Origin of the sequence: Rudanella lutea DSM 19387, assembly GCF_000383955.1 — a bacterium.
Classification (GTDB): Bacteria; Bacteroidota; Bacteroidia; order Cytophagales; family Spirosomataceae; genus Rudanella; species Rudanella lutea.
The window spans coordinates 2,155,494-2,174,947 of the sequence record NZ_KB913013.1 but is presented as its reverse complement, the minus strand read 5'-3'; the positions used below and the strand labels follow the sequence as shown (position 1 = coordinate 2,174,947).

Sequence of the window (19,454 nt, the reverse complement as noted above, 5' to 3'; positions counted from 1 at the left end):
GTTGATACTTCATTTATAACTCAGCAGATGAGTCCGTTGGGGGTGATGCCCTGGGTACCCGTTCGACGCCCACCGTCTCCTGCCGTAGCGACACGGTTTCCTGCCGATGGGTGTGCACGGGCTTGCGGGTGATGTGGACCTCTTCGACCAGTATCAGGCGTTTCTGCACCACAACCTCCTCGCGTAGTACCGGGATGATGAGTGTATCGCCCTCGTGCCGTACCGGGGGAGCTGTATGGATAACCTGATTGACGGCCACCCGGTACACCTCGGTTTCTTCGTGCATTTCGGGTAATTCAATCGACTGTACCGTTTCGTCGACTGACTTGCTCACCCGCAGGCGACCCGTTTCGACAATCTGACTATCCACCCGTAGTTCTTCCGCCCGAACCGGAATCACCACTGAGTTGGTCTGCTCAAATGGCCTTGTCTCCTGTTCTGCATTGGGCTGCTTTTCCGGTTGATTGTTCATTTATTTATTGTCTATGGGTTTAGTAGGTGAACAGGTGGCCGAGCGCGTTGTTTTGAAAAATTTCGTTATCTGAATTAAATTTTTCGTGAGCCTGCCCGGCTAAATAGGTGGTTTCTTTGACTGATAAATAGGTTAGAGAGGGCGCCGTTGAGTAAGCATATTGAGTGTCATTTAGGACTATTCCGATAAAGCCCTATTTTTGTTGCGTACAATCACCACCTGCTTTGGACAGTTCGACGGTAACTCCCTCTGATACCATTTACGTTGTTATTCCTCTTTTCAATGATTGGGAGGCACTGAGCCTGTTGCTCGAACGGATGCGCGCGGTGGTGCCCGCTCCCTTACTGAGCCGGCTTTCGTTTCTGGTGGTCGATGACTGTTCGGCGCAGGATTACCGCACGTTGCCAACGGGTATTGGTCGGTCGTTGTCTATTTTGCGTTTGTACCGCAACGTGGGCCATCAGAAAGCCATAGCCCTGGGGTTGTCGTATCTGGCCGACGAGAAAGTGGCCTGCCCGGTAATTGTGATGGACTCCGACGGCGAAGACCAACCCGAAGACATTGCCCGGCTGGTAGCAGCCTCGGAGCAGCAACCCGGCCATGTGGTGTTTGCGCACCGCGCCAAACGCCGGGAACGGCTCCTGTTTCGGGTGTTTTATTCCCTGTACAAAAGCATGTTTCGGTTGCTGACGGGCAAGGTAATTACGTTTGGCAATTTCAGTCTGGTACCGGCTCCGTTATTGCGTAAACTGGCGCACGTGTCGGAGATATGGAACAACTATCCCGGCGGGGTGATCCGGTCACGACTACCCTACACGGCCATTCCGCTCGAACGCGGTAAGCGGCTGGCGGGCGAGTCGAAAATGAATTTTGTATCGCTCATTCTGCACGGGCTGAGTACGGTGTCGGTCCTGATGGACACTACGGCCGTACGTATTGCCTTGTTTTGTGTGATGGCCGCAGCAGCTTCGGTGGTGGGCATCGGGCTGGTCGTGATTGTGCGGTTCTTTACCGACTTTGGTCCCAAGCCGGGCGTACCCAGCTGGGGCAGTTTTCTGGTGTTTTCGTTTCTGGTGGTGATTATGCAGGCGTTTCTGATTTCGCTGCTTCTGGTATTTATTGTGTTGACCTACCGTACCCAACCGCAGTTTATTCCGGCTATTGAGTATCAGAGCTTTGTAGAACGGCGGGAGGTAATTTATTGACGTTGGATACTGGCCGTTAGACGCTGGACTAAAACCGAAAGTCTATTGTCTAACGTCCAGTATCTAACGTCTTCTACTTATGATTTCATTAGATACGACTTCGCTTGTTAAAACCATCATTGCCCTGGGGCTTTCGGCGGTGGTTATGCTGGTTTGGTACGGGCAACGACGCCTTATGCCCGTATTAGACGCAAACGAGCGCACAACCCGCTGGCTGGCGTTTGTGGCATTGCGGCTTGTTCCGTTTGCGGCTGTTTATCTGGTACTCGATCAGGAGCCGCGCTCCGATGTTATATTCTTCTACGAGCGCGCCGTACCCGCCATGGAAGGCAAGCTGGTGTACCGCGATTTTCTGTCGTTTCATGCGCCCTTGTTCACCTACCTCACCGTTTTACCCCTGTTTATCTGGAACAATGCCCGGGTGCTGGTGCTGATGATGGCCTTGATCGAGTTCGTGATTGCCAACGCTACCTACCGCTATGTGCGACCTACTACGCCCGATGCGTTGCTTCGGTACGTGTTGTACTACCTGTTGCCATTGCCCTTTGTGGCCATGGTGCTCAGCAGCGAAGAGGATGTCTGGATGTGGGGCTTTGGCCTGCTTACACTTGCCCTCCCGGCGAGCCTGAGCGACCGCCGGTTTGCTTTCCTGACGGGCCTGATTTGGGGTGTAGCCATGCTGACCATCAAGTTCATGCTGGTTGTGCTGCTGATTCCCTTGTTTTTTCTGATCAAGGATCGGCTGTACTATCTGTTGGGTCTGGCCGTTATTGGCATTCCTTCCATTCTGATTCTGTATGCTCTCATGGGAACGGCCTTCCTGATGCCGATTCAGCACTCGTCGTACCCAATGGCCCCGAACCTGGTCAGCGTACTCCGGCCTATTCTGGGAAGTTTGTTTGGGCAGGTGTCGCTCACGAGCCTCAACTGGGTGGGTTTGCTGGGGACCATTGGTGGCGGTTCATGGGTAGCCTGGCAGTTTCGGCATCTGGGGTACCGGCGGGCGTTTCCGCTTGTATTCTGTTTTGTGTTCGGGTTGTTTATGGTGATGCTGCCCAGCGCCCCGGGTTATTACCTCTTTACGCAGGAGATGGCTCTGGTATTTGTGTTGCTGGCCAATACCCGCACGCACTGGTTTCGGTTTGCCGTACTGAATTTTTTACTGGTGGTACAGCCAATCCTGATGATTGTGTACGCCGACAATGCGCTGTACACCAGCCTGGCTATGCTGGGTAATCCGGTGTATTTGCTCGATTACGGTATTCAGGTAGTCGAGCTGGCCGGGCTCATCTGGCTCGTCGTTCTGAGTTATAACAAACTAAAAGTGGAACAGGGAACAGGGAGAATGGTACAGGGAGGGTAGTTGTCTACCCCCTTTTCCCTTCTCCTTTTTCCTTTCTCCACCCGTTTTTATGTTTATCGTCCTTGTAAAAACAGCTGTTTCCGTCGGATTGTGTTTGTGGCTGGCGGTGTTGCTCTGGAAACGGCTGTGGATCACCGAGTATCTGCAACAGCATCACCGAACGCCCTGGATCGCCCTGTTTTATACCATCTTCCGGTTGTTGCCGATTGTGCTGACGTTCTTTGTGATGGGCTATCAGCCGCAGTCAGACGTACAGTATTACTACTACCCCATAGCGAATACGGCCCGTCAGTTCGGGATTGTGTACCGTGATGTGTATTGCCCCTACAGCCCGTTTTTCGGGTACTGGCTTTCTATCCCGCTGCACATCTGGAACGACATGCGGACTATTGTGGTAGCCATGACCCTCATTGAGTGGCTGGCGGTGTATGTTACGTTCCGAATCTACCGGGGTGTCGAAAGCAACGGTCAGCGCCTGTTTCGGGCCCTGTTTTATTTCAGTCTGCCGGTACCGTTTGTGATGTGTGTGTTTAGCGGGCAGGAAGACGTAGCCCTCTGGCTGCTGGCTCTGGTGGCCGTGTGGGTCTGGCAAGAGAAAAAGAGCCCGTTCTGGGGGGGCGTATTGCTGGCCCTGGGCCTGCTTTCGACCAAGGCGGTGTTTGTGTTCCTCATCATCCCCTTGTTTCTGATGGCCCCTAACCACCAGAAAGCCCCCCTGGTAGCGGGGTTGGCCGCCCTGGGCCTGCCGGTGCTGGCGTTTCTGTACTGGAAAACGGGTTTGTTATTTATTGAACAACCCCTCGACGAAGGCGAATACCTGAAAGCGCCCAACTGGCGGTCGGTGCTCAACCCGATTATTGGTGGGTTTATTCCCGAAAATGGGGGCGTCTGGAAATGGGTAATGATGCTGGTCACGCTCGTCATCATCTCGCTGACCGGCATCCGGGCGTATGGTAAACGTCTGGTGGATACATTGCCCCTGATATTTCTGGTTGCCTTCGGGAGTATGACGGTATTGCAGCAAAACGCCGTGAGCAATTACGCGTATCTGTTTGTGCTGCCTGTTGTGTTTACGATGACCGACTTCAAAAGCCGTCTGACTACCTTTTTATTGGTTGGTTTCAACGCGCTGGCTGCTATTCATCCCTCGTTGTGGTGGCGTATTGGCCAGCCATTTTACAAAGGCCTGAGCATGTTTAGCCGCCCCGAATATGCCCTGGAGTACGGGATCGAACTGGCCCTGGTGGCGGGTTTTCTATACTACGCCTGGCTGGGATACAGAGCTATTGACGATGTGCCGCTCTCGGCCGAAGGGGCCGTACGGAACCGCTCGTTTCGGGGGCGGTTGTTTGGCCTGAAATAGCTCCGGATGGGCGTTGGCCAATCGGGGTTCGCCCGCAATGGATTACTTTTGTACAAACCTGGCTGTCTGGGGCTACGCTCAACCGAGCAACCTGCCCGGGCCGCATCGACGCATAAACACCTACTTATTACCGAATGACCCCTTTAATTTCCATCGTGGCTCCTCTCTACAATGAGCGCGAATCGTTTGGGCCGCTTATTGAGCGACTCAATGCGCTCATGGACAAACTGCCCTACCCGGTAGAGGTGGTGCTGGTCGACGATGGAAGCCGCGATAATACGGCCGACCTGATTCGGCTCACTGCCTTGTCGGACCCCCGCTATCATGGAGTGTTGCTGGCGCGCAACTTCGGCCATCAGACGGCCGTGACGGCGGGTATGGCGGCCGCGCGCGGCACTGAAGCGGTGCTGATTATCGACGGCGATTTGCAGGACCCGCCCGAGCTGCTCGAAGAGTTCTACGCGCATATTCAGAATGGCTACGATGTAGTGTATGCCGTTCGGCGGAAACGCAAAGAAGGAGTGCTGAAGCGGTTTGCCTATTCGACCTTCTACCGGATCCTGAAGAATATCTCGTACGTCGACATCCCGCTCGACAGTGGCGATTTCTCGATGGTGAGCCGCCGGGTAGTCGACATTATGAACAAGATGCCCGAGGAGAGCCGGTTTTTGCGCGGTATGCGGAGCTGGATCGGTTTCAAACAGATTGGGGTGGAGTACGAACGGAGCGAGCGCGTAGCGGGTGTCCCCAAGTATTCGTTCAAGATGCTGCGTCGGCTGGCGTACAACGGCATCTTTAACTTTAGTGAGTTTCCGGTCAAGTTTATCATCCGTACGGGGGCCTTCGCCATCGGGATCGCTTTGATTTACCTGATTCAGACGCTCGTCAAGAAATACGTATTTGGCACGGTGCCGCAGGGGTTCACGGCCCTTTTGTTTGTGATTATCCTTTTCAGCGGTATTCAGCTTATGGCCCTGGGTATTATCGGGGAGTACGTCCTGCGTGTGTTCTTCCAGGTAAAAGGCCGCCCGTTGTTTGTGGTGCGGGAGGAAATCTGTGAGCAACGAACAATGGACAGTGAACAACGAGCAGTGAACAATGGACAGTGAACGACGAGCTGTTAATAGGGTAATGCTCTAACTTGCTCCATCTTTAACTTTCTAACTGTCATGGAAAAAGCTAGTGTCATTTACCCAAAAGCTTGTGTATTTGCTATTCGAATTGTCAAGGCCTATCAGTTTTTGTCAGAAAATAAACGAGAGTATGTTCTCTCCAAACAACTACTTCGTTGTGGTACATCGATTGGTGTTAATCTTGCAGAAGCAAATGGGGCTATTTGAAAGGCAGATTTTTCGGCTAAAATATCCATAGCGTATAAAGAAAGCCTTGAGACCAAATACTGGCTGGCTCTATTGAAAGACACAGGCTATTTAGAACAAAACCTCTTCGAAAGCATGCATCATGATGCAGATGAATTGTCAAGAATGTTGTTTGCTACTCTCAGGTCAACTCGTATTAGTCCATTGAAGATGATAGTGCTCTGGCTAACCGCTTTCATCCCCTAATTAGCGGCTCCCCTCGTTCGTTGCTAATTGTTCGTTGTTCTCTGTTAACTGCTCGTTGTTAACTGTTCGTTGTTCGTTGTTAACTGTTCCCTGAAAATTGCTTTTCAACTCTCTCCAATTCCTGCTTTTTTTCGTCGTCGTGACGATCCTGTACTTCAGCCTACGGTTTCAGCTGAGGTGGGCGTTGCTGCTGGCTGCCAGTTGTTATTTCTACATGGTGTTTCAGCCGGCGTACATCCTGATTCTGTTTCTCACGATTGTTATCGATTACATAGCCGGGCTTTGGATTGAGCGCTCAGAAGGGAAAACGCGCAAATGGCTGCTTATTCTTTCGCTTATTTCGAACATCGGCATTCTGGCGTTTTTCAAGTACCTCGGTTTCTTCACCGAAAACATAGCGCTCCTGTTCGATGCACTCAGTATGCCCGACCTTGCCGACCGCATCACCAACGGTACCAACCGCATTTTCGTGGGTGTGCTGAAGCTCTTCGGCGAGAGCGGAATTGATTCGTTCAAAGATAACATGAGTATTCTGCCCATTGGTCTGTCGTTTCACACGTTTCAGGCCATGAGCTACACCATAGAAGTGTACCGGGGCAACCAAAAGGCCGAGCGGCATTTCGGGATTTACGCCCTGTACGTGATGTTTTACCCGCAGTTGGTAGCCGGCCCTATCGAGCGACCGCAAAACGTATTGCACCAGTTTCATAAGCCACACGCTTACGATTTTGAGGAGGTAAAAGCCGGCCTTATGCAGATGGCCTTCGGGTTTTTTAAGAAGTGCGTGATTGCCGACCGGCTTGTCTTGTTTCTCGACCCAGCCTTCAACCACCCCGAAGGGTACAACGGCCTGTCGCTGCTGATGGCCACGTTTTTCTTCACCATCCAGATCTACTGCGACTTTTCGGCCTATTCCGACATTGCCATCGGGGCCGCCCGCGTGATGGGCTTCAAGCTGATGGAAAACTTCCATACGCCGTACTTCGCCCATTCGATTTCGGAGTTCTGGCGACGCTGGCACATCTCGCTGTCGACCTGGTTTCGCGATTATCTGTACATCCCGCTGGGCGGTAACCGGAAAGGCCCGGCCCGGACGTACCTCAACCGGTTTATCGTGTTCATGACGAGCGGCCTCTGGCACGGGGCCAACTGGACCTACGTGATCTGGGGGGCGCTGCACGGGCTGTACATCGTGCTCGATATTGCGCTGGACAAGCGAAAAGCGCAGAAAGGAAAAGCCGAAAAGACGACCACGCAACTGGGCGGGGTGGGTCTGCCCCGACGGGTGTTTGGCGTACTGTTTACGTTTGTGCTGGTAATGCTGACGTGGGTGTTTTTCCGGGCTGTATCGGTGTCAGACGCCCTGCTGATTCTGGGCCGTATCGTTACGCTCTCACCCTCCGACCCGCTCCAATCGGCTCTGAACCCAACCGAACTTTGGTTCAGCTTCGGGCTGATTGCGTTTATGTTCTGGAAAGAGTGGTACTATTTTATCATTCCTACGCGCAGCACTGTCCGCTTCGCCGTGCTGTTTGGCTTACTCGCCTTTACCACCTACCTGTTCGGGGTGTTTACGAGCAATCAGTTTATCTATTTCCAGTTTTAGGGGTTGCCCGGCTTGAGCAACAGAATCGTTTCCTGATGGTTCCGAAGGGTGGCCAACTGCCCGGTCTGTCAACCGTTACTCATCGGGTAAGGTAATCCCCTCGTCCTTGAGTTTGGATTTGGTATCGCGAATGGCTTCTTCCACCGAGTGCGACTGGCGCAGATCGCGGGCCCGGCGCGTTAGTTCGGCCATAGTATGGTAGTGCTGGCACAACACTTCCAGTTCATCATCGCCCATTTCTTCCACGGCAACAAGCCGGTTACTGGCACCTTTGGTAGCCGCAATCAGTTCGTTGAGCTTTAACTGTATGGCCAGCGAATCTTTGTTCTGCGCTTTCTGGATGATAAACACCATCAGGAAGGTTACAATGGTTGTGCCGGTGTTGATGACCAGTTGCCAATCTTCCGAATAGTTGAAAATCGGGCCGGTGATTGCCCAGACCAACACCACGCCGAAGGCCGTCAGAAAGGCCCCCGAACTCCCCGTGACTTTGGTGATGTACGTGGCTAAATGATCAAATTGGGTGTTGAGTCGACTCGGTTTGTGATTCTCCATGACTGTAGGCCTTCGTGAGGGTAATAACAAAAACCAGAAAGGAACCCACCTATTTATTATCGGGAGGTTCCTGTCGGCCACTCAGAAATTAATATCCCCCAGTTCAAAGTCGGCTTTGAGCGGAATCACGCCTTTCTGAAAACCGGGATGGTAGATAATCTCTTCGGGCTGAATGAGTTGCTGAATATTGCCCGTGTCGCGTCGGCCGTTGCCGTTGCGGTCCAGAATAAGCCGCACCCGGTACCGTCCCGGTTTGAGCCGCGCAAACACGTAATTGGGCGTGTTGGCCACCGACCGAATCACCTTGTAGTTCTCATCGGTCAGCTCCACAATGAATTTTTCGCCCGCGGGCCGGTTCACCTGCCCCGAAATAAGCCCGAAATCCTCCGTATTAAGCACCCGGTACTGAAGCCGGGCTCGCGACGAAGTGTCGTTCTGAATGCTCATAAACGCCCCCCGCCGAAACAGCAGGTTGAGCGTATCGGCTATGTTAGTGCGGGCCGTAATGGTCAGGCGGGTGTTGCCGTTACTGAACGAAAACGACGTGGCCGAGGCCGGTAGCGCCTTCGTACTGTCGGAACGGTAAAGCCGGATCAGGGCGGGGTTAATGGTCTTGATGGGTTTGTTGAACGTGACCGTAAACACCTGATTGTTGTCGATGGCCTCGCCCGATTTCGGGTCTACCTCCTGGCCCAGCACCACCCGGTCGCGGGCGCGTGATTTGAGCGGGGAGAAGTACAGCCGCTCGCGGAGTTCGTTGGCATTACCCACCGAGTCGACTGTCGTGATCAGCACCGGAATGGTATCGCCCGCGGCCCGGCCTTCGGGTTTGTAGATGCGGATGAGGGTGGGCCGTTCCAGAAACGACACCACCGAGTCGACGGGAGTAAGGGTTGAGCTGCTCGGGATCTGCGGTTGCAACTGGTAGCTCGCAATGCCGCTGCTCAGTTCGAGGCCCATGGTTTCGTCGGTGCGTTCGCGCCGGGTGATCCGAGGTTTCACATACCCCCGGAAGGCCACCAGATTCACGTCATCGTAGTTGCGATTGAGGTTCACGACCGAATCGCGGAAGGCCACCCGCTCACCGGGCTGATTGTTGACCAGGTTCAGGTCTTTGTCTTCAAAGGCAAACGGTTTATACTGGGCGGCTTTGATATTCTCGATCAGGTACACCCCGTTGCTATCGGTCCGGGCAAAGTACTGCGGGCGTTTTCGTTGTACCGGCAGGGTGTCGTTGGGGGCAAAAAGCCCAACTACCATGCCCAGAATCGGCTGTTTGGTGTCGGCGTCGAGTACGGTGCCGCCAAGGCGGAGCGAGTCGATAGCGGGGCCGGTGCTGAACACCAGCTTGGGGTTTTCGGCCACGTTGCGCTCGGTCACGTCGCGGATGGCGTCGGCAAAGCTGATGGTGTAGGTTGTGTTGGGCTTAAAGTTCTGGTTGAACACCAGCCGGAACCCCTGCGGGAGCTGCCGCACCACAAACGGGTTGGTATCCTGCGGAGTGATGAGGATTTTCTGTTGCAGGTTCTCGGCCGACACGTACTCGTCAAACAGGAGTTCGATGGTTTTACCCTGCACATTCAATTGCCGGTTTTTAGGGATGCTGCTCACCAGTTTGGGAGCCAGTGTGTCTTTTTTGCCACCCGGTGGGTTAGCTACCTGCGCGCAGTTTTGCAGCAGAAAGGGCAGCGAAAGCAGAACCAGAAAGAAACTTATGCGTAAGGACATTCAAGTGTTGGAACGGTTGAGAGCCCCCAGATAAACGGGCCATCAGTATTTCAGAACAAACATACGGCCCAGCCGGACAGCCGCCGATGCCCAACCCCTTAAAATTAGTTAAGTAGCCGGGAAGATGTAACGTAAAAACGGCCGGCATGGGTGCCCAGCGGAGGCATATTGGAGGGTAAATATAGAGTAGGGTACTGGTAAGTCGTTGATTACTCGTTGTATAAGTCTACGTTTATGCCCGCTTGAGGGGGTATTTTGTCTATAAAAACATAAAATTATTAGCGCATTTACATTTTACAGACCAGATAACAGATTAAGCTTTATTGATATAATGGGCCTGCATAGTTTTGGTAAACCTCGACAAACCTTAACTACTTTATAATCACATGGATGCAGGCGGCTGGGATGTTATCTACGCCAGCGATGTAGCCCGGCTCAACGTGGTGTTGGGCGGATCATCGCAGCAGTTTATGCCGACGTTTTCGTTCAGCGACTCGTCGACGCAGGTGTCGTTTAACGGCACATTTGGCCCGTGGGCCATTACGCCGGGCGGTAGTGCCAACCGGATCAATGTGCAGGTGCCCGTTACGCAGGGAACGCTCAACGCACCGGGCTTTTCCAATTTTTCGCTGACGGGCATTCTGCCGGTCATGAACATGGCGCTCACCTTCGTGGAGGATGCCAACAGCGCCGGTACCCAAAACGTTGTGTTCGATATTCAGTCGGTGGCGGCCTCGGCTATGTCGGCAACGGATGGGCAGATTTACGTGGCCAACCCCGACGCCAGCGGAATTCTGAACCAGCGCGACCCGTCGGGCACGGTAAAAAGTATGCTGGAAACCGACTTGCCCCAGTGTTTCATTGCCAACCGGGCGGCTATCTCGTTTGTGTTTGCGGCCTTGTTCACCAATCCGCAAAATGTGCCGTGGTTAACGCCCAAAGCCAGTAGCATCGTGTATTTCGGGTCGAGCGACAACTCGATTCAGGCCATTGCTATCCGGACACTCACGCAGTCGCCCTGGGGTCCGGTGGGGCTGTCGACCTCGGTAGATCCGAGTCTGCTCAGCGCGAGTCAGAATCTGTTTTACGCGCTCTCGCAGGGTGTGTTTATGAAAAACCTGTTGCTGCCCGCCTTACCCTCGGCCATGGGAAATGTGGCGGCCGATGTGTTCCAGTTCAACGGACCCACGCAGCCCAATCAGCAAAACGCCTGTTCGATCACCAATACGCGCTCGTTCAACACTAAATCCGTCGAAAACGCGGGCACCACCTACTACCCGCAAATTGATAGCTTCACGATGAAAATAAGTGATAATCAGATTATCACAACGGCATCGGGGCAGTTCAATATCACCGGGTTAGCGGGGGCGTGGGTGTCGTTTGATAACCTACAGGTTGTCAACTCCATCTCGTACAACCCGGCTACCAAGTCTATTCAGTTTCAGTTGGTCAGCCAAACGTCGCCCTCAACCACGCGGCATATTCCGTGGGAATACTGGTTCCTGGCGTTGGGCGGGCTGATTGGGCTGATCGTGATCGCCATCATAAACATTGTGGTGACGGTGATCGAGAACGCCGTACAAAGCGCCCTGACCGGAGCCGGCAATCTGTCGGTGGTGGGGTTGCCCACCAGCACAGCCTCGTGGGCGGGTGCCGGTTCATTCCAGATCAACCAGGCCGACCTCGAAAGCGCCCTCGTTATTCGGGGCGAAAGTGCTTCCTGACACGTAGTTGGTGGTTTTGGGTAGCCTATTTACCCCAAAACTGGCCCATCACGCCAATTTTTTCAGTGCCTCTTTATTCCGTCAACCAAAAACAAAACAATCATGGTAATGCAGGAAAATCCGACGGCTACCCCCAGCGGTGGCGTCGACCTTATGGGCTGGGATACCGTTTTTGCCCTCTCGCTCGAAGCCCTCAACGATTCGATTGTGGCGCAAAATACCACCCCGCCCTCGTTTTCGGGTACCGACCCGCAGGGTGGGGCCTCGGTGAGTGGCTCGTGGGGCCCGTGGAGCGTGACCGGGGGCGAAGGGACCGGTATTTACATTAAATGCCCGGTCAAAACGGGGCAGCTAACCGTGCCGGGCTCGGGCAATCCATTCGCATTGGACGGGGGCTCAGTATGCGTCGAGATCACGTTGCAGCAAAACAAGGCTCCCCAACAGATCGACGATAGTTCGGCTAAGCCGGGTACGGGGACTACGTATCATTTTCAGGCTAACGGCACCTCGGAGGATCCATTTCAGCAGCCTAAAGTGATTGGGGTGAGCTTCACCAGCGTAACGGGCTACATCGTGTATGCCTGCGAAGCGGCCTTCGGTAACTACTTCAACAATAACCTATCGGCGTTCGATGCGGTTTTTTCGGCCGTTCGGCTCGAAGAAGAAGCGGTTGAAGCGGGCAAGCAGTGGCTCAAACCGCAGGTTTCGCTGTATGCAATGGCCTCACCGGGCTCGTCGGTAGCGGCCGACGGCAGTGGCGGCACCCCCTGCGATCAGATTCAGACCGGTGCTTACTTCGGGATTCTGAGCCTTACCTCGCCCGCACCGGGTAAGCTGCCGCAGCAGAACTTCGATCTGCAAATGTTTGCGCCTTTTGCCCAAACAACCCCGCCTACCAACTCGGTTTTTGCCATTTCGGGGCCATTGGCCATGCAAAACATGATTATGCAGTCGGCTTCGTTGTGCGTGAAACAGTCGTCGGTGAGTGATTTCAAGATTACCAACAACGGCATCACCGTTACCAACGTGAACACGTTGAACTGGGGCGATTTTCAGTTCGATAAAAACGACCCGACCAGTATCGTGACCCCATCTATCGCGCCGGGCAACTTTCAGCTCACGCTCGACGGGTCGCAGTTTCACCTTTCTATCAGTCAGGCGGCTTTCACCACGCCCGACGGAAGTTGCGACGTAAAAATCACGGCCGACCAGTACTTTAATTTTGGGGCCACCAAGCTCTCCGACGGCAAGTACTATTTCACACCCGACCCCGGTTTGGGGACCAACAGCATTCGGGCCGACGTAACGGCCAACAAAGGGTTTGAGATTGCCATGATTATCGAAAGTGTTGTGATTGGGGTGGCCTTCGGGTTCATTGGCTCGTCGTTGGGCGAAGCTCTGGGCGATGCCCTCTCGTCGGGTACATCGTCGGCTACGGAGGGGGCCGTGGAAGGTACGGCCGAGGATATCGAAAACAGCATCAGCGAAATGAGCGAAGAGGAGGTGCAGCAGGCTACGCAGGATTCGCTCACCGACGCTACCGATTCGATCGCGTCGGAAGGGGAGAATACGGGTGGGAAGACCGGTATTTTCGCCAACAAGTTTAAGATATGGGGTGGGGTACTGGGCGGTATGTTCGGGATTCCGGTTGGGTTGCTGCCGCAGATTATGACCGCCATTTACAACAATAAAATTACGGAGGGCAACGTGCCGACCATCGACGATTTCGCGGCCAACTTTACCGGTACGGTGCAATGGCCGCAGGTGTCGAGCTGGCAGGTAACGGGAGGCACATTTCAGGGTGCGTTTTTGCTCGGGGGGAGTGCGTCTGCCGCAACATCAGCCACCGAATAACCCACCCAGGCCATGTGTAATTCAACAACAACGGGCGAAATCTCGACGTTTGGGTGGGATACGGCTTTTGCCGTGCGCATCGAAAACGTGAATGCCGCCATTGTGAGCCAGAAGTCGTCTCCGGCGGGCTTCAGCTTCACCGACCCGGCCGATGCACAGGTACACTGCTCGGGTACGTTCGGAGACTGGCAGGTGGTACGCGGGGGCGATGGCAGCGGGGTAAACGTGCAACTGCCGCTCCTGAACATCAGCGGGCAGATGAAAGACAACGACGGGTACGTGCCGTACACCTGCGCGGGGGCTTCTATCATCGTGACGGTTCGGCTGACGTATTTCGATACGGGGCAGCCGAACGAGCAGAACCTGAAAGTAAAACCAACCAGCGATACCCCCGACGTGCCGGTGGTGGAACTCTACTCGGCCGATTTTTCGCAACACCCCGTGCAGCCGAGTTATGCCCTGTATGCCATTCAGGCGGCTGTGATGAACTGGTGTGCCGATAATCTGGCCGATTTTGAACACATATTTTCGGTGATCGACATCAACGACGAAGCCGATACCGGCGCGTGGTCGTTTCTGAAACCAACGGCTGTGTCGTACGCCTACGTAGATGGCGAAACCGACGCCGACGCGTTTCTGGGGGTTCTGGCCATGACCACCGGGAGTCCGTCGGGAGGGCTGCAACAGGTACTCGACACGCGCATTGTGCAGGCATCTGAAGAGGGAGCTTTCTGTATTTCGCGGGGGCTTTTGCTGAGTAAACTCATCCTGCCCAATCTGATGGCCCTGTGGCCTAACTTACAGGCTACGCAGATTTCGGTGCTCGACGACTGCATCAAGCTCAACCCCAACCAGTCGGTCGATTTGCCGCAGACCGAGTATCAGGGGAATACCTATACGCCCCAGCTTAAGCAGTTTACGCTTTCGATTGAAGGGCAGCAGGTAACTATCGACGCCTATACCGAAACCGATGTGCAGGACGGTGTTACGGCCTGGTGCCGCAACGTGGCACAGTACACCCTGGTGAAAAGCACGAACAAAAGCGGCCAGACTACCCTCGCGTATGAGCAACTGGGTGAGCCCCAGACGAGCAACGGCCACTACATTGCTGAGTGGGTCGAGATCACCGACGCTATCCTGGCCGTTGTGCTTGGGGTGGCGCTGGCGGCTCTGGCCATTGTGACCGGTGGGGCTGCGGTACCCATCATTGCTGTGATTGGTGCCCTGATTGTGGGAGCGGTTGCCCTGTCGCCCACGATTGATGGGATGATTCAGAACAACGATGCCCCCGCTATCGACCTCTTGCAGGAGAATATCTACGCGCCCATTGTATGGACCGATAGCCAGGCATTTGCCGTCAGCAGCGTCGACCTGAACGGCTCGCTGCGGCTGGGTGGTGCGCTCGGGTTCAGCGCCCTCCGGCAGATACTGGCTAACCAACAACCCCTAAACGCGCTACAAGCATGTTAACCGAACTTTCTGACTCTACCACGGCCAGCCCGGCCATTACGTCGCTGGGCTGGGATATGACCTACGCCACCACCTTTGTGCAACTCAATCGGGTGCTGGCTGCCTCGGGAACACTACCTCAAACCTTTTCGGGCGCCAGCTCTGCCCCGGCCTCTGCTGCCGTATCGGGCGAGTGGGCGTCGTGGACAGTAGTGGGTGGAGGTCCCAGCAATCGGCTGTGCCTGAACTGCGTAGTGGCCCACGGGCAATTGACTACGGCGGCTGGCCAAAGCGACATCAACGGCTCGGTCTGGACGGTGCAGTTTGGGCTTGTGCTGGCCAAAGGGGCTACCTCCACCGGTGGAGGTACGGTATGGCAACTGACTACCTCGGCCACCGGCCCCGAAGCCCCTATACTAACCGGCCACGCGAATGTTCAGGTGTCGGGCAGCGATTTGTACGTGCTGGAGCAGCTTATGGCCGAGGCTATTGTGCCGCAAGTGCTGGCACTCGACCTGTCGGGCATTGCCATTACTACCGGCGATACAACTTCTGCATCCGACCAACCCTGGCTGGTACCAACGGCGGCCGCGTTTGCCTGCGAGTCGTTGCCACCGGGCGACGCACGCGGGGGAATCATCGGGCTACTGGCCATGACCGAGGGGCGGTCGGCTGCGGGGAAACAGGTGGTGATTGATGCCCGCGTGCTCGACGGTGCGCCCGATGGGGCGTCGGCGGCCTGGTTTCTGGGGCCCACGCTTATGACCAGTCAATTGCTGGCTCCGGCTATTCAGGGGCTGGTGCAGGGCTCGCAGGCGGCCAATTTTAGCGTCGATGGTACGGGCACTACGGTGTACAACAATTCGGATATGACCTGGGGGGCTTTTACGTACGATGAGTCGGATGGAACAACCGTAACCGTTACACCCCGGATTCCGAAAGGAAACATTCAGCTGTCGCTCAATGGGTCGCTGGTGCACTTGTCCATGTCGAATATTAATTTCCCGTATCCGGGTTGGGCCGGGCCGGGCGAAATCACGGTGGCATTTAATGCCGAGCAGTTTATTGGTTTCCAGTTTATTCAGCGTACCGATGGAGGGCTGGTAATGGTGCCCGATACGCAAACGTTTGGCAGTAGCAGCAACATCACCATCATACCGGATCAGACCGTGCTGGAGTTTCAGATTGCGCTTAATGCCGTAACGCAGGTCCTGATGGCGTTTGTGGGGGGCGCTATTGAGAGCGTGGGCGAAGCCGCCGGGGCGGCCATGCAGGAGGGGGCCGAGGGCGCATACAACGCCGAGTTTGACCTGATCGAGATGGAAGAACTGGGCAATAGCGTGAACGCGAATGTGGAGCAAACCGAAGAGGACGCAGCGACGCAGGCTGGCGACGCGCTCGCTAACGAGGGAAATGCGGGCTACGTGCAGCGGTTCAAAAACGCCGTTATCGCCAACCGCTGGAAGATTCTGTCGAAGGTGGTGCAAAAAATGGTGACGATTCCGGTGGGTAAGGTGTCGGACATTGCGCTCTGGGCAGCCGAGAAAGACTACGACAAACTCCCCACGTTGCAGCCTTTTGTGAGCAATGCCGTCACGGCTGTGCACTGGGCCGACGGAGCCACGTTTACACCCGTGGGTGGTAGTGTGCAGGGCGGTATGTTGATCTGGGGAAAGCTAACCTAAACGTCGCCTAGACGGGTGTCGGGCTCCTGACTCTTCCGAAATAGGTGTCATACGTGCTTAGTCGTGTTCATCGACGTTTTTGGTCGACCAGAAGGCCCGTTGCGGTTGGTCAGCCACAGACGTTGGTGAACACGTTTTGTTTGACCGTTTGTCCTAAAATAAACAACCTTAACCAATCGGCGGCATACTTTCGTTAGGTTAAAAGACGTTAACGGTTTTTGATGCAGGGCACCATTCTTCATTACGATTCGCTCACGGGCTGTGGCCTCCTTCGCGTCGACGCCCATCGGCGCGACGACCACCCTATTTTGTTTCGGCAAAACCAGCTGATCGACGCCCGATCTGTGAAAGCGGGTCAGCGTATTTCGGTCAGCGGCTCAGGTGCGGGGCTAACTATTGTGACCCGGTCTGGCGAGACCCGGTCTGGAGAGACCCGGTCAGGCGAGACCAAGCCATCTGATGCCATCCCCGACCAGTATGAGGAGTTGCTGGATGCCGAACCGGTGACGTACCTGGACGCCAAACCCGTATCCCCACGCTCACAACCCATGTACGACCAGCCCGTGTATAACGCCGGTTCTGGACCCGTTGCACCCGCGTCGGGTGGGTTGTACAACTGGCCGGGTACGCTGGTGGCTGCGGCTGCGTTTGGGCTGTTGCTGGCAGCCGGGCAGGGCTACAAACCCGAAAGCCGGGTCGAGAAAAACGTGCCGCTGATCAACTCCATCTGGGGTATGGTGGCGGCTGCGCTGCTTGTGATGACCACCTACTGGCAGGCCGTTGGTATGTCGCGGGGGCGGGTACGCTCGGCCGTGTGGGGTGTGGCCATTTGCTCAATAATGGCGTATCTGTTGCAGGGTTGCAGCGGATTTGTGGCCGATGGCGCGGCTCAGTGGTACATTTACGCCCTCATTGTCTTGTTTTTGATTGTCTATATATTGCCGTACCGAGTACGGTTTTAATGCGTGTAGCGAAGAGACACTTCGCCCGGCCGTTAGGCCAGAAAATGAATCCTATAATTGGCCTGACGGCCGGGCGGATCGGAGCGCCGAACCAGCACCGCTCCACTGTATATTGAAAACACTATGCTTACTTTGAGACTAACCGTTTCGGGTTTCGTTATTGCGTCTGTCCTGCTCTTGTCTGGCTGTGGGGGAGGGGGCAAGCGTAAACCCAAAGACGAAGGGACCAAACCCGCCGAGAAAGTGGCTGGTATTGGCCGTATTCACTTCTTTTTGGAAACGTCGGCCAGTATGGGCGGCTACCTAAAGGGAGCCACTACGTTTAAAGACGTAGTGTCGGAGGTAGTCAACAAAAGCAACCAGATTGCTCCTGTTTCGGTGTACACTATCACCGATAAGCCGCAGCCGTATCAGGGTGGGGTAGGGCCGTTTGTGGAGGGACTGGCTACCACGCCCTTAGCCAATGGCAAAAGCTCGAAACTGCACACCATTTTTGGGCAGGTAGGGGCCAAGGCTACAGGCAATGATGTAGCCGTGCTGGTGTCAGACTGTATCCTGTCGTTTCCCGACGCCGACATCAAGCGCGACCCCGAAATTAACCGCAACAACGCGTCGAGTGTCCTGAAAAACCAGATAAACGATCAGTTTGCGAGCCTGAGCCGCAAGGGAATATCGGCCACAGTGTACGCGTACAACTCGGCTTTCAACGGCACGTATTACGATTACCAGAACAAGAAATCGCAGCTCAATGGTGAGCAGCGGCCGTTTTATATCTGGGTGATTGGCAAGCAATCGCTCGTGGCCGATTTCGATCGGCAGCTGCTGGAGCGCCTGAGCGAACGCCCGGCTCAGCAGCTTAGCTTTGGCTCGGGCGATGGGCTGAAAAAGTACGAACTGTTTTTCGGCCTGAACAAAAAAGGCGACTGGCGCGCTGAGCGGGGCAACGTGACCGAGATCAAGTTTGGCCGGAAAGCCGAACCGGCGGAGTTTGCCATCGGCCTCGATCTGGCCGGGCTGCCCGCCTACGCGCAGGCTCCGGATTATCTGAAAGAGAATCTGGTGATTAAGGCCGACAATGCCACGCTCAAGCTCGTGAACGTGCAACGGCGCGAAAACGTGAACACCACCAAACGCATGACCGACCGCGAGCAACAGTTACTGGCCCGGAACTCGCACGTGCTGACCTTTAAAATCGATGATCTGTTCGACGATGAAGCCACGGTGAACGTGCGGATGCCCGTTCGGTTCGATACGTGGTACCAAACCGACTGGTCGACTATGGACGACCGCACCGAAGCCGGTCGGCGGAAGAAGACCTTTGCGCTCGTTCACCTCATGAATGGCGTCCGCGAAGCCTATCAGACCGGCACCAACGATTTTGTCAACTTTACATTTAAACTCGAAAAATAAGACGTTAGACTGGTAGACATTAGACGTTAGACTCATCGAAGAAGGTCTAACGTCTAATGTCTACCAGTCTAACGTCCCAATAACTATGTTTACATCCCTATACGAACTCTGGCTGGGTCAGAACGACGACCCGATTTACGCAGAAACCATTTTCAACCCGGTTGGCCTGCTCACGCTGGTGGTGGCATTTGTACTGGCGGCTATTTTTTACCTCGGTCTGGGTCGCTGGAAAGCCGTTTTCTATAAAGTAGGCCCCTGGGTGGTCACACTGATTGTGGCGGCTGTGTTTGGCTACGCGTATGCCCTGAGCTACGCCCTCGACCAAACCGGGGCCGACGAATCGGACGCGTACATGCAGGGATTCGGTGGGGTAAATGCCCTGTACGCCGTACTGTACTTCGTTCTCTTTTCGTTTTTACTGAAGCGTTTCTCGATTTACGCCCGGCGGACACCGGTTTAAACTGGCGTTGAGTGATGAGCGATGAACGATGAGTTTGCTGACGCCTGTAAATT

At 54.8% G+C, this 19,454-nt stretch carries 15 protein-coding genes and 1 pseudogene; 13 read left to right on the top strand and 3 right to left on the bottom strand.

What is annotated here, in order from left to right:
* Window positions 1-13: 13 nt before the first annotated feature.
* Window positions 14-472, bottom strand: coding sequence for a YsnF/AvaK domain-containing protein (locus RUDLU_RS0109025; protein WP_019988049.1), 459 nt, complete (start codon window positions 470-472; stop codon window positions 14-16).
* A gap of 224 nt (window positions 473-696) precedes the next feature.
* Between RUDLU_RS0109025 and RUDLU_RS0109020 the strand changes: the two genes are divergently transcribed.
* From RUDLU_RS0109020 to RUDLU_RS0109000, 6 genes and pseudogenes are all read left to right on the top strand, one after another.
* Complete coding sequence (locus tag RUDLU_RS0109020) at window positions 697-1,677, top strand: glycosyltransferase (RefSeq protein ID WP_019988048.1); 981 nt, start codon at window positions 697-699, stop codon at window positions 1,675-1,677.
* A gap of 79 nt (window positions 1,678-1,756) precedes the next feature.
* On the top strand, window positions 1,757-3,040 hold the full coding sequence (locus tag RUDLU_RS0109015) for a hypothetical protein (RefSeq protein WP_019988047.1): 1,284 nt from the start codon (window positions 1,757-1,759) through the stop codon (window positions 3,038-3,040).
* A 49-nt stretch (window positions 3,041-3,089) separates the two neighbouring features.
* Entirely contained in the window at window positions 3,090-4,403 is a 1,314-nt protein-coding gene (locus RUDLU_RS0109010; RefSeq protein WP_157580137.1) for a hypothetical protein, read from the top strand.
* 134 nt (window positions 4,404-4,537) lie between these two features.
* The gene (locus tag RUDLU_RS0109005) at window positions 4,538-5,512 is read left to right on the top strand and encodes a glycosyltransferase family 2 protein (RefSeq protein ID WP_019988045.1); all 975 of its coding nucleotides are present in this window, start codon (window positions 4,538-4,540) and stop codon (window positions 5,510-5,512) included.
* A 60-nt stretch (window positions 5,513-5,572) separates the two neighbouring features.
* Window positions 5,573-5,968, top strand: a pseudogene (locus RUDLU_RS29240) (four helix bundle protein).
* A gap of 97 nt (window positions 5,969-6,065) precedes the next feature.
* Complete coding sequence (locus tag RUDLU_RS0109000; protein ID WP_019988044.1) at window positions 6,066-7,574, top strand: MBOAT family O-acyltransferase; 1,509 nt, start codon at window positions 6,066-6,068, stop codon at window positions 7,572-7,574.
* A 75-nt stretch (window positions 7,575-7,649) separates the two neighbouring features.
* Here the strand turns inward: RUDLU_RS0109000 and RUDLU_RS0108995 are convergent, their stop codons facing one another.
* Window positions 7,650-8,129, bottom strand: a complete 480-nt coding sequence (locus tag RUDLU_RS0108995; RefSeq protein ID WP_019988043.1) for a low affinity iron permease family protein — start codon at window positions 8,127-8,129, stop codon at window positions 7,650-7,652.
* Window positions 8,130-8,210: 81 nt separating this feature from the next.
* Window positions 8,211-9,857: an Ig-like domain-containing domain gene (locus RUDLU_RS0108990; protein ID WP_019988042.1), complete on the bottom strand. Its 1,647-nt coding sequence runs from the start codon at window positions 9,855-9,857 to the stop codon at window positions 8,211-8,213.
* Window positions 9,858-10,243: 386 nt separating this feature from the next.
* Between RUDLU_RS0108990 and RUDLU_RS0108985 the strand changes: the two genes are divergently transcribed.
* The 7 genes from RUDLU_RS0108985 (at window position 10,244) to RUDLU_RS0108955 (ending at window position 19,401) form a co-directional block, all read left to right on the top strand.
* A complete protein-coding gene (locus tag RUDLU_RS0108985) occupies window positions 10,244-11,581 on the top strand; it encodes a TULIP family P47-like protein (RefSeq protein WP_019988041.1) in 1,338 nt (445 codons plus the stop codon).
* Window positions 11,582-11,683: 102 nt separating this feature from the next.
* On the top strand, window positions 11,684-13,435 hold the full coding sequence (locus tag RUDLU_RS0108980) for a TULIP family P47-like protein (RefSeq protein ID WP_019988040.1): 1,752 nt from the start codon (window positions 11,684-11,686) through the stop codon (window positions 13,433-13,435).
* Window positions 13,436-13,447: 12 nt separating this feature from the next.
* Window positions 13,448-14,905: a TULIP family P47-like protein gene (locus RUDLU_RS0108975; RefSeq protein ID WP_019988039.1), complete on the top strand. Its 1,458-nt coding sequence runs from the start codon at window positions 13,448-13,450 to the stop codon at window positions 14,903-14,905.
* Complete coding sequence (locus tag RUDLU_RS0108970; RefSeq protein WP_019988038.1) at window positions 14,899-16,569, top strand: TULIP family P47-like protein; 1,671 nt, start codon at window positions 14,899-14,901, stop codon at window positions 16,567-16,569. The genes RUDLU_RS0108975 and RUDLU_RS0108970 overlap by 7 nt, the downstream gene beginning before the upstream one ends.
* A 221-nt stretch (window positions 16,570-16,790) precedes the next feature.
* Window positions 16,791-17,531, top strand: coding sequence for a hypothetical protein (locus RUDLU_RS0108965; protein ID WP_019988037.1), 741 nt, complete (start codon window positions 16,791-16,793; stop codon window positions 17,529-17,531).
* A gap of 123 nt (window positions 17,532-17,654) precedes the next feature.
* Entirely contained in the window at window positions 17,655-18,941 is a 1,287-nt protein-coding gene (locus RUDLU_RS0108960; protein WP_083940545.1) for a hypothetical protein, read from the top strand.
* Between the two features lie 85 nt (window positions 18,942-19,026).
* Window positions 19,027-19,401: a hypothetical protein gene (locus tag RUDLU_RS0108955; RefSeq protein ID WP_019988035.1), complete on the top strand. Its 375-nt coding sequence runs from the start codon at window positions 19,027-19,029 to the stop codon at window positions 19,399-19,401.
* The last annotated feature ends 53 nt before the right edge of the window (window positions 19,402-19,454 follow it).

Bases quoted from the DNA above. Each gene is read 5' to 3' on its own strand.
- RUDLU_RS0109025 (WP_019988049.1), bottom strand. From the start codon at position 472: ATGAACAATCAACCGGAAAAGCAGCCCAATGCAGAACAGGAGACAAGG.
- RUDLU_RS0109015 (WP_019988047.1), top strand. From the start codon at position 1,757: ATGATTTCATTAGATACGACTTCGCTTGTTAAAACCATCATTGCCCTG.
- RUDLU_RS0109010 (WP_157580137.1), top strand. From the start codon at position 3,090: ATGTTTATCGTCCTTGTAAAAACAGCTGTTTCCGTCGGATTGTGTTTG.
- RUDLU_RS0109005 (WP_019988045.1), top strand. From the start codon at position 4,538: ATGACCCCTTTAATTTCCATCGTGGCTCCTCTCTACAATGAGCGCGAA.
- RUDLU_RS0108995 (WP_019988043.1), bottom strand. From the start codon at position 8,129: ATGGAGAATCACAAACCGAGTCGACTCAACACCCAATTTGATCATTTA.
- RUDLU_RS0108990 (WP_019988042.1), bottom strand. From the start codon at position 9,857: ATGTCCTTACGCATAAGTTTCTTTCTGGTTCTGCTTTCGCTGCCCTTT.
- RUDLU_RS0108985 (WP_019988041.1), top strand. From the start codon at position 10,244: ATGGATGCAGGCGGCTGGGATGTTATCTACGCCAGCGATGTAGCCCGG.
- RUDLU_RS0108980 (WP_019988040.1), top strand. From the start codon at position 11,684: ATGGTAATGCAGGAAAATCCGACGGCTACCCCCAGCGGTGGCGTCGAC.
- RUDLU_RS0108975 (WP_019988039.1), top strand. From the start codon at position 13,448: ATGTGTAATTCAACAACAACGGGCGAAATCTCGACGTTTGGGTGGGAT.
- RUDLU_RS0108970 (WP_019988038.1), top strand. From the start codon at position 14,899: ATGTTAACCGAACTTTCTGACTCTACCACGGCCAGCCCGGCCATTACG.
- RUDLU_RS0108965 (WP_019988037.1), top strand. From the start codon at position 16,791: ATGCAGGGCACCATTCTTCATTACGATTCGCTCACGGGCTGTGGCCTC.
- RUDLU_RS0108960 (WP_083940545.1), top strand. From the start codon at position 17,655: ATGCTTACTTTGAGACTAACCGTTTCGGGTTTCGTTATTGCGTCTGTC.
- RUDLU_RS0108955 (WP_019988035.1), top strand. From the start codon at position 19,027: ATGTTTACATCCCTATACGAACTCTGGCTGGGTCAGAACGACGACCCG.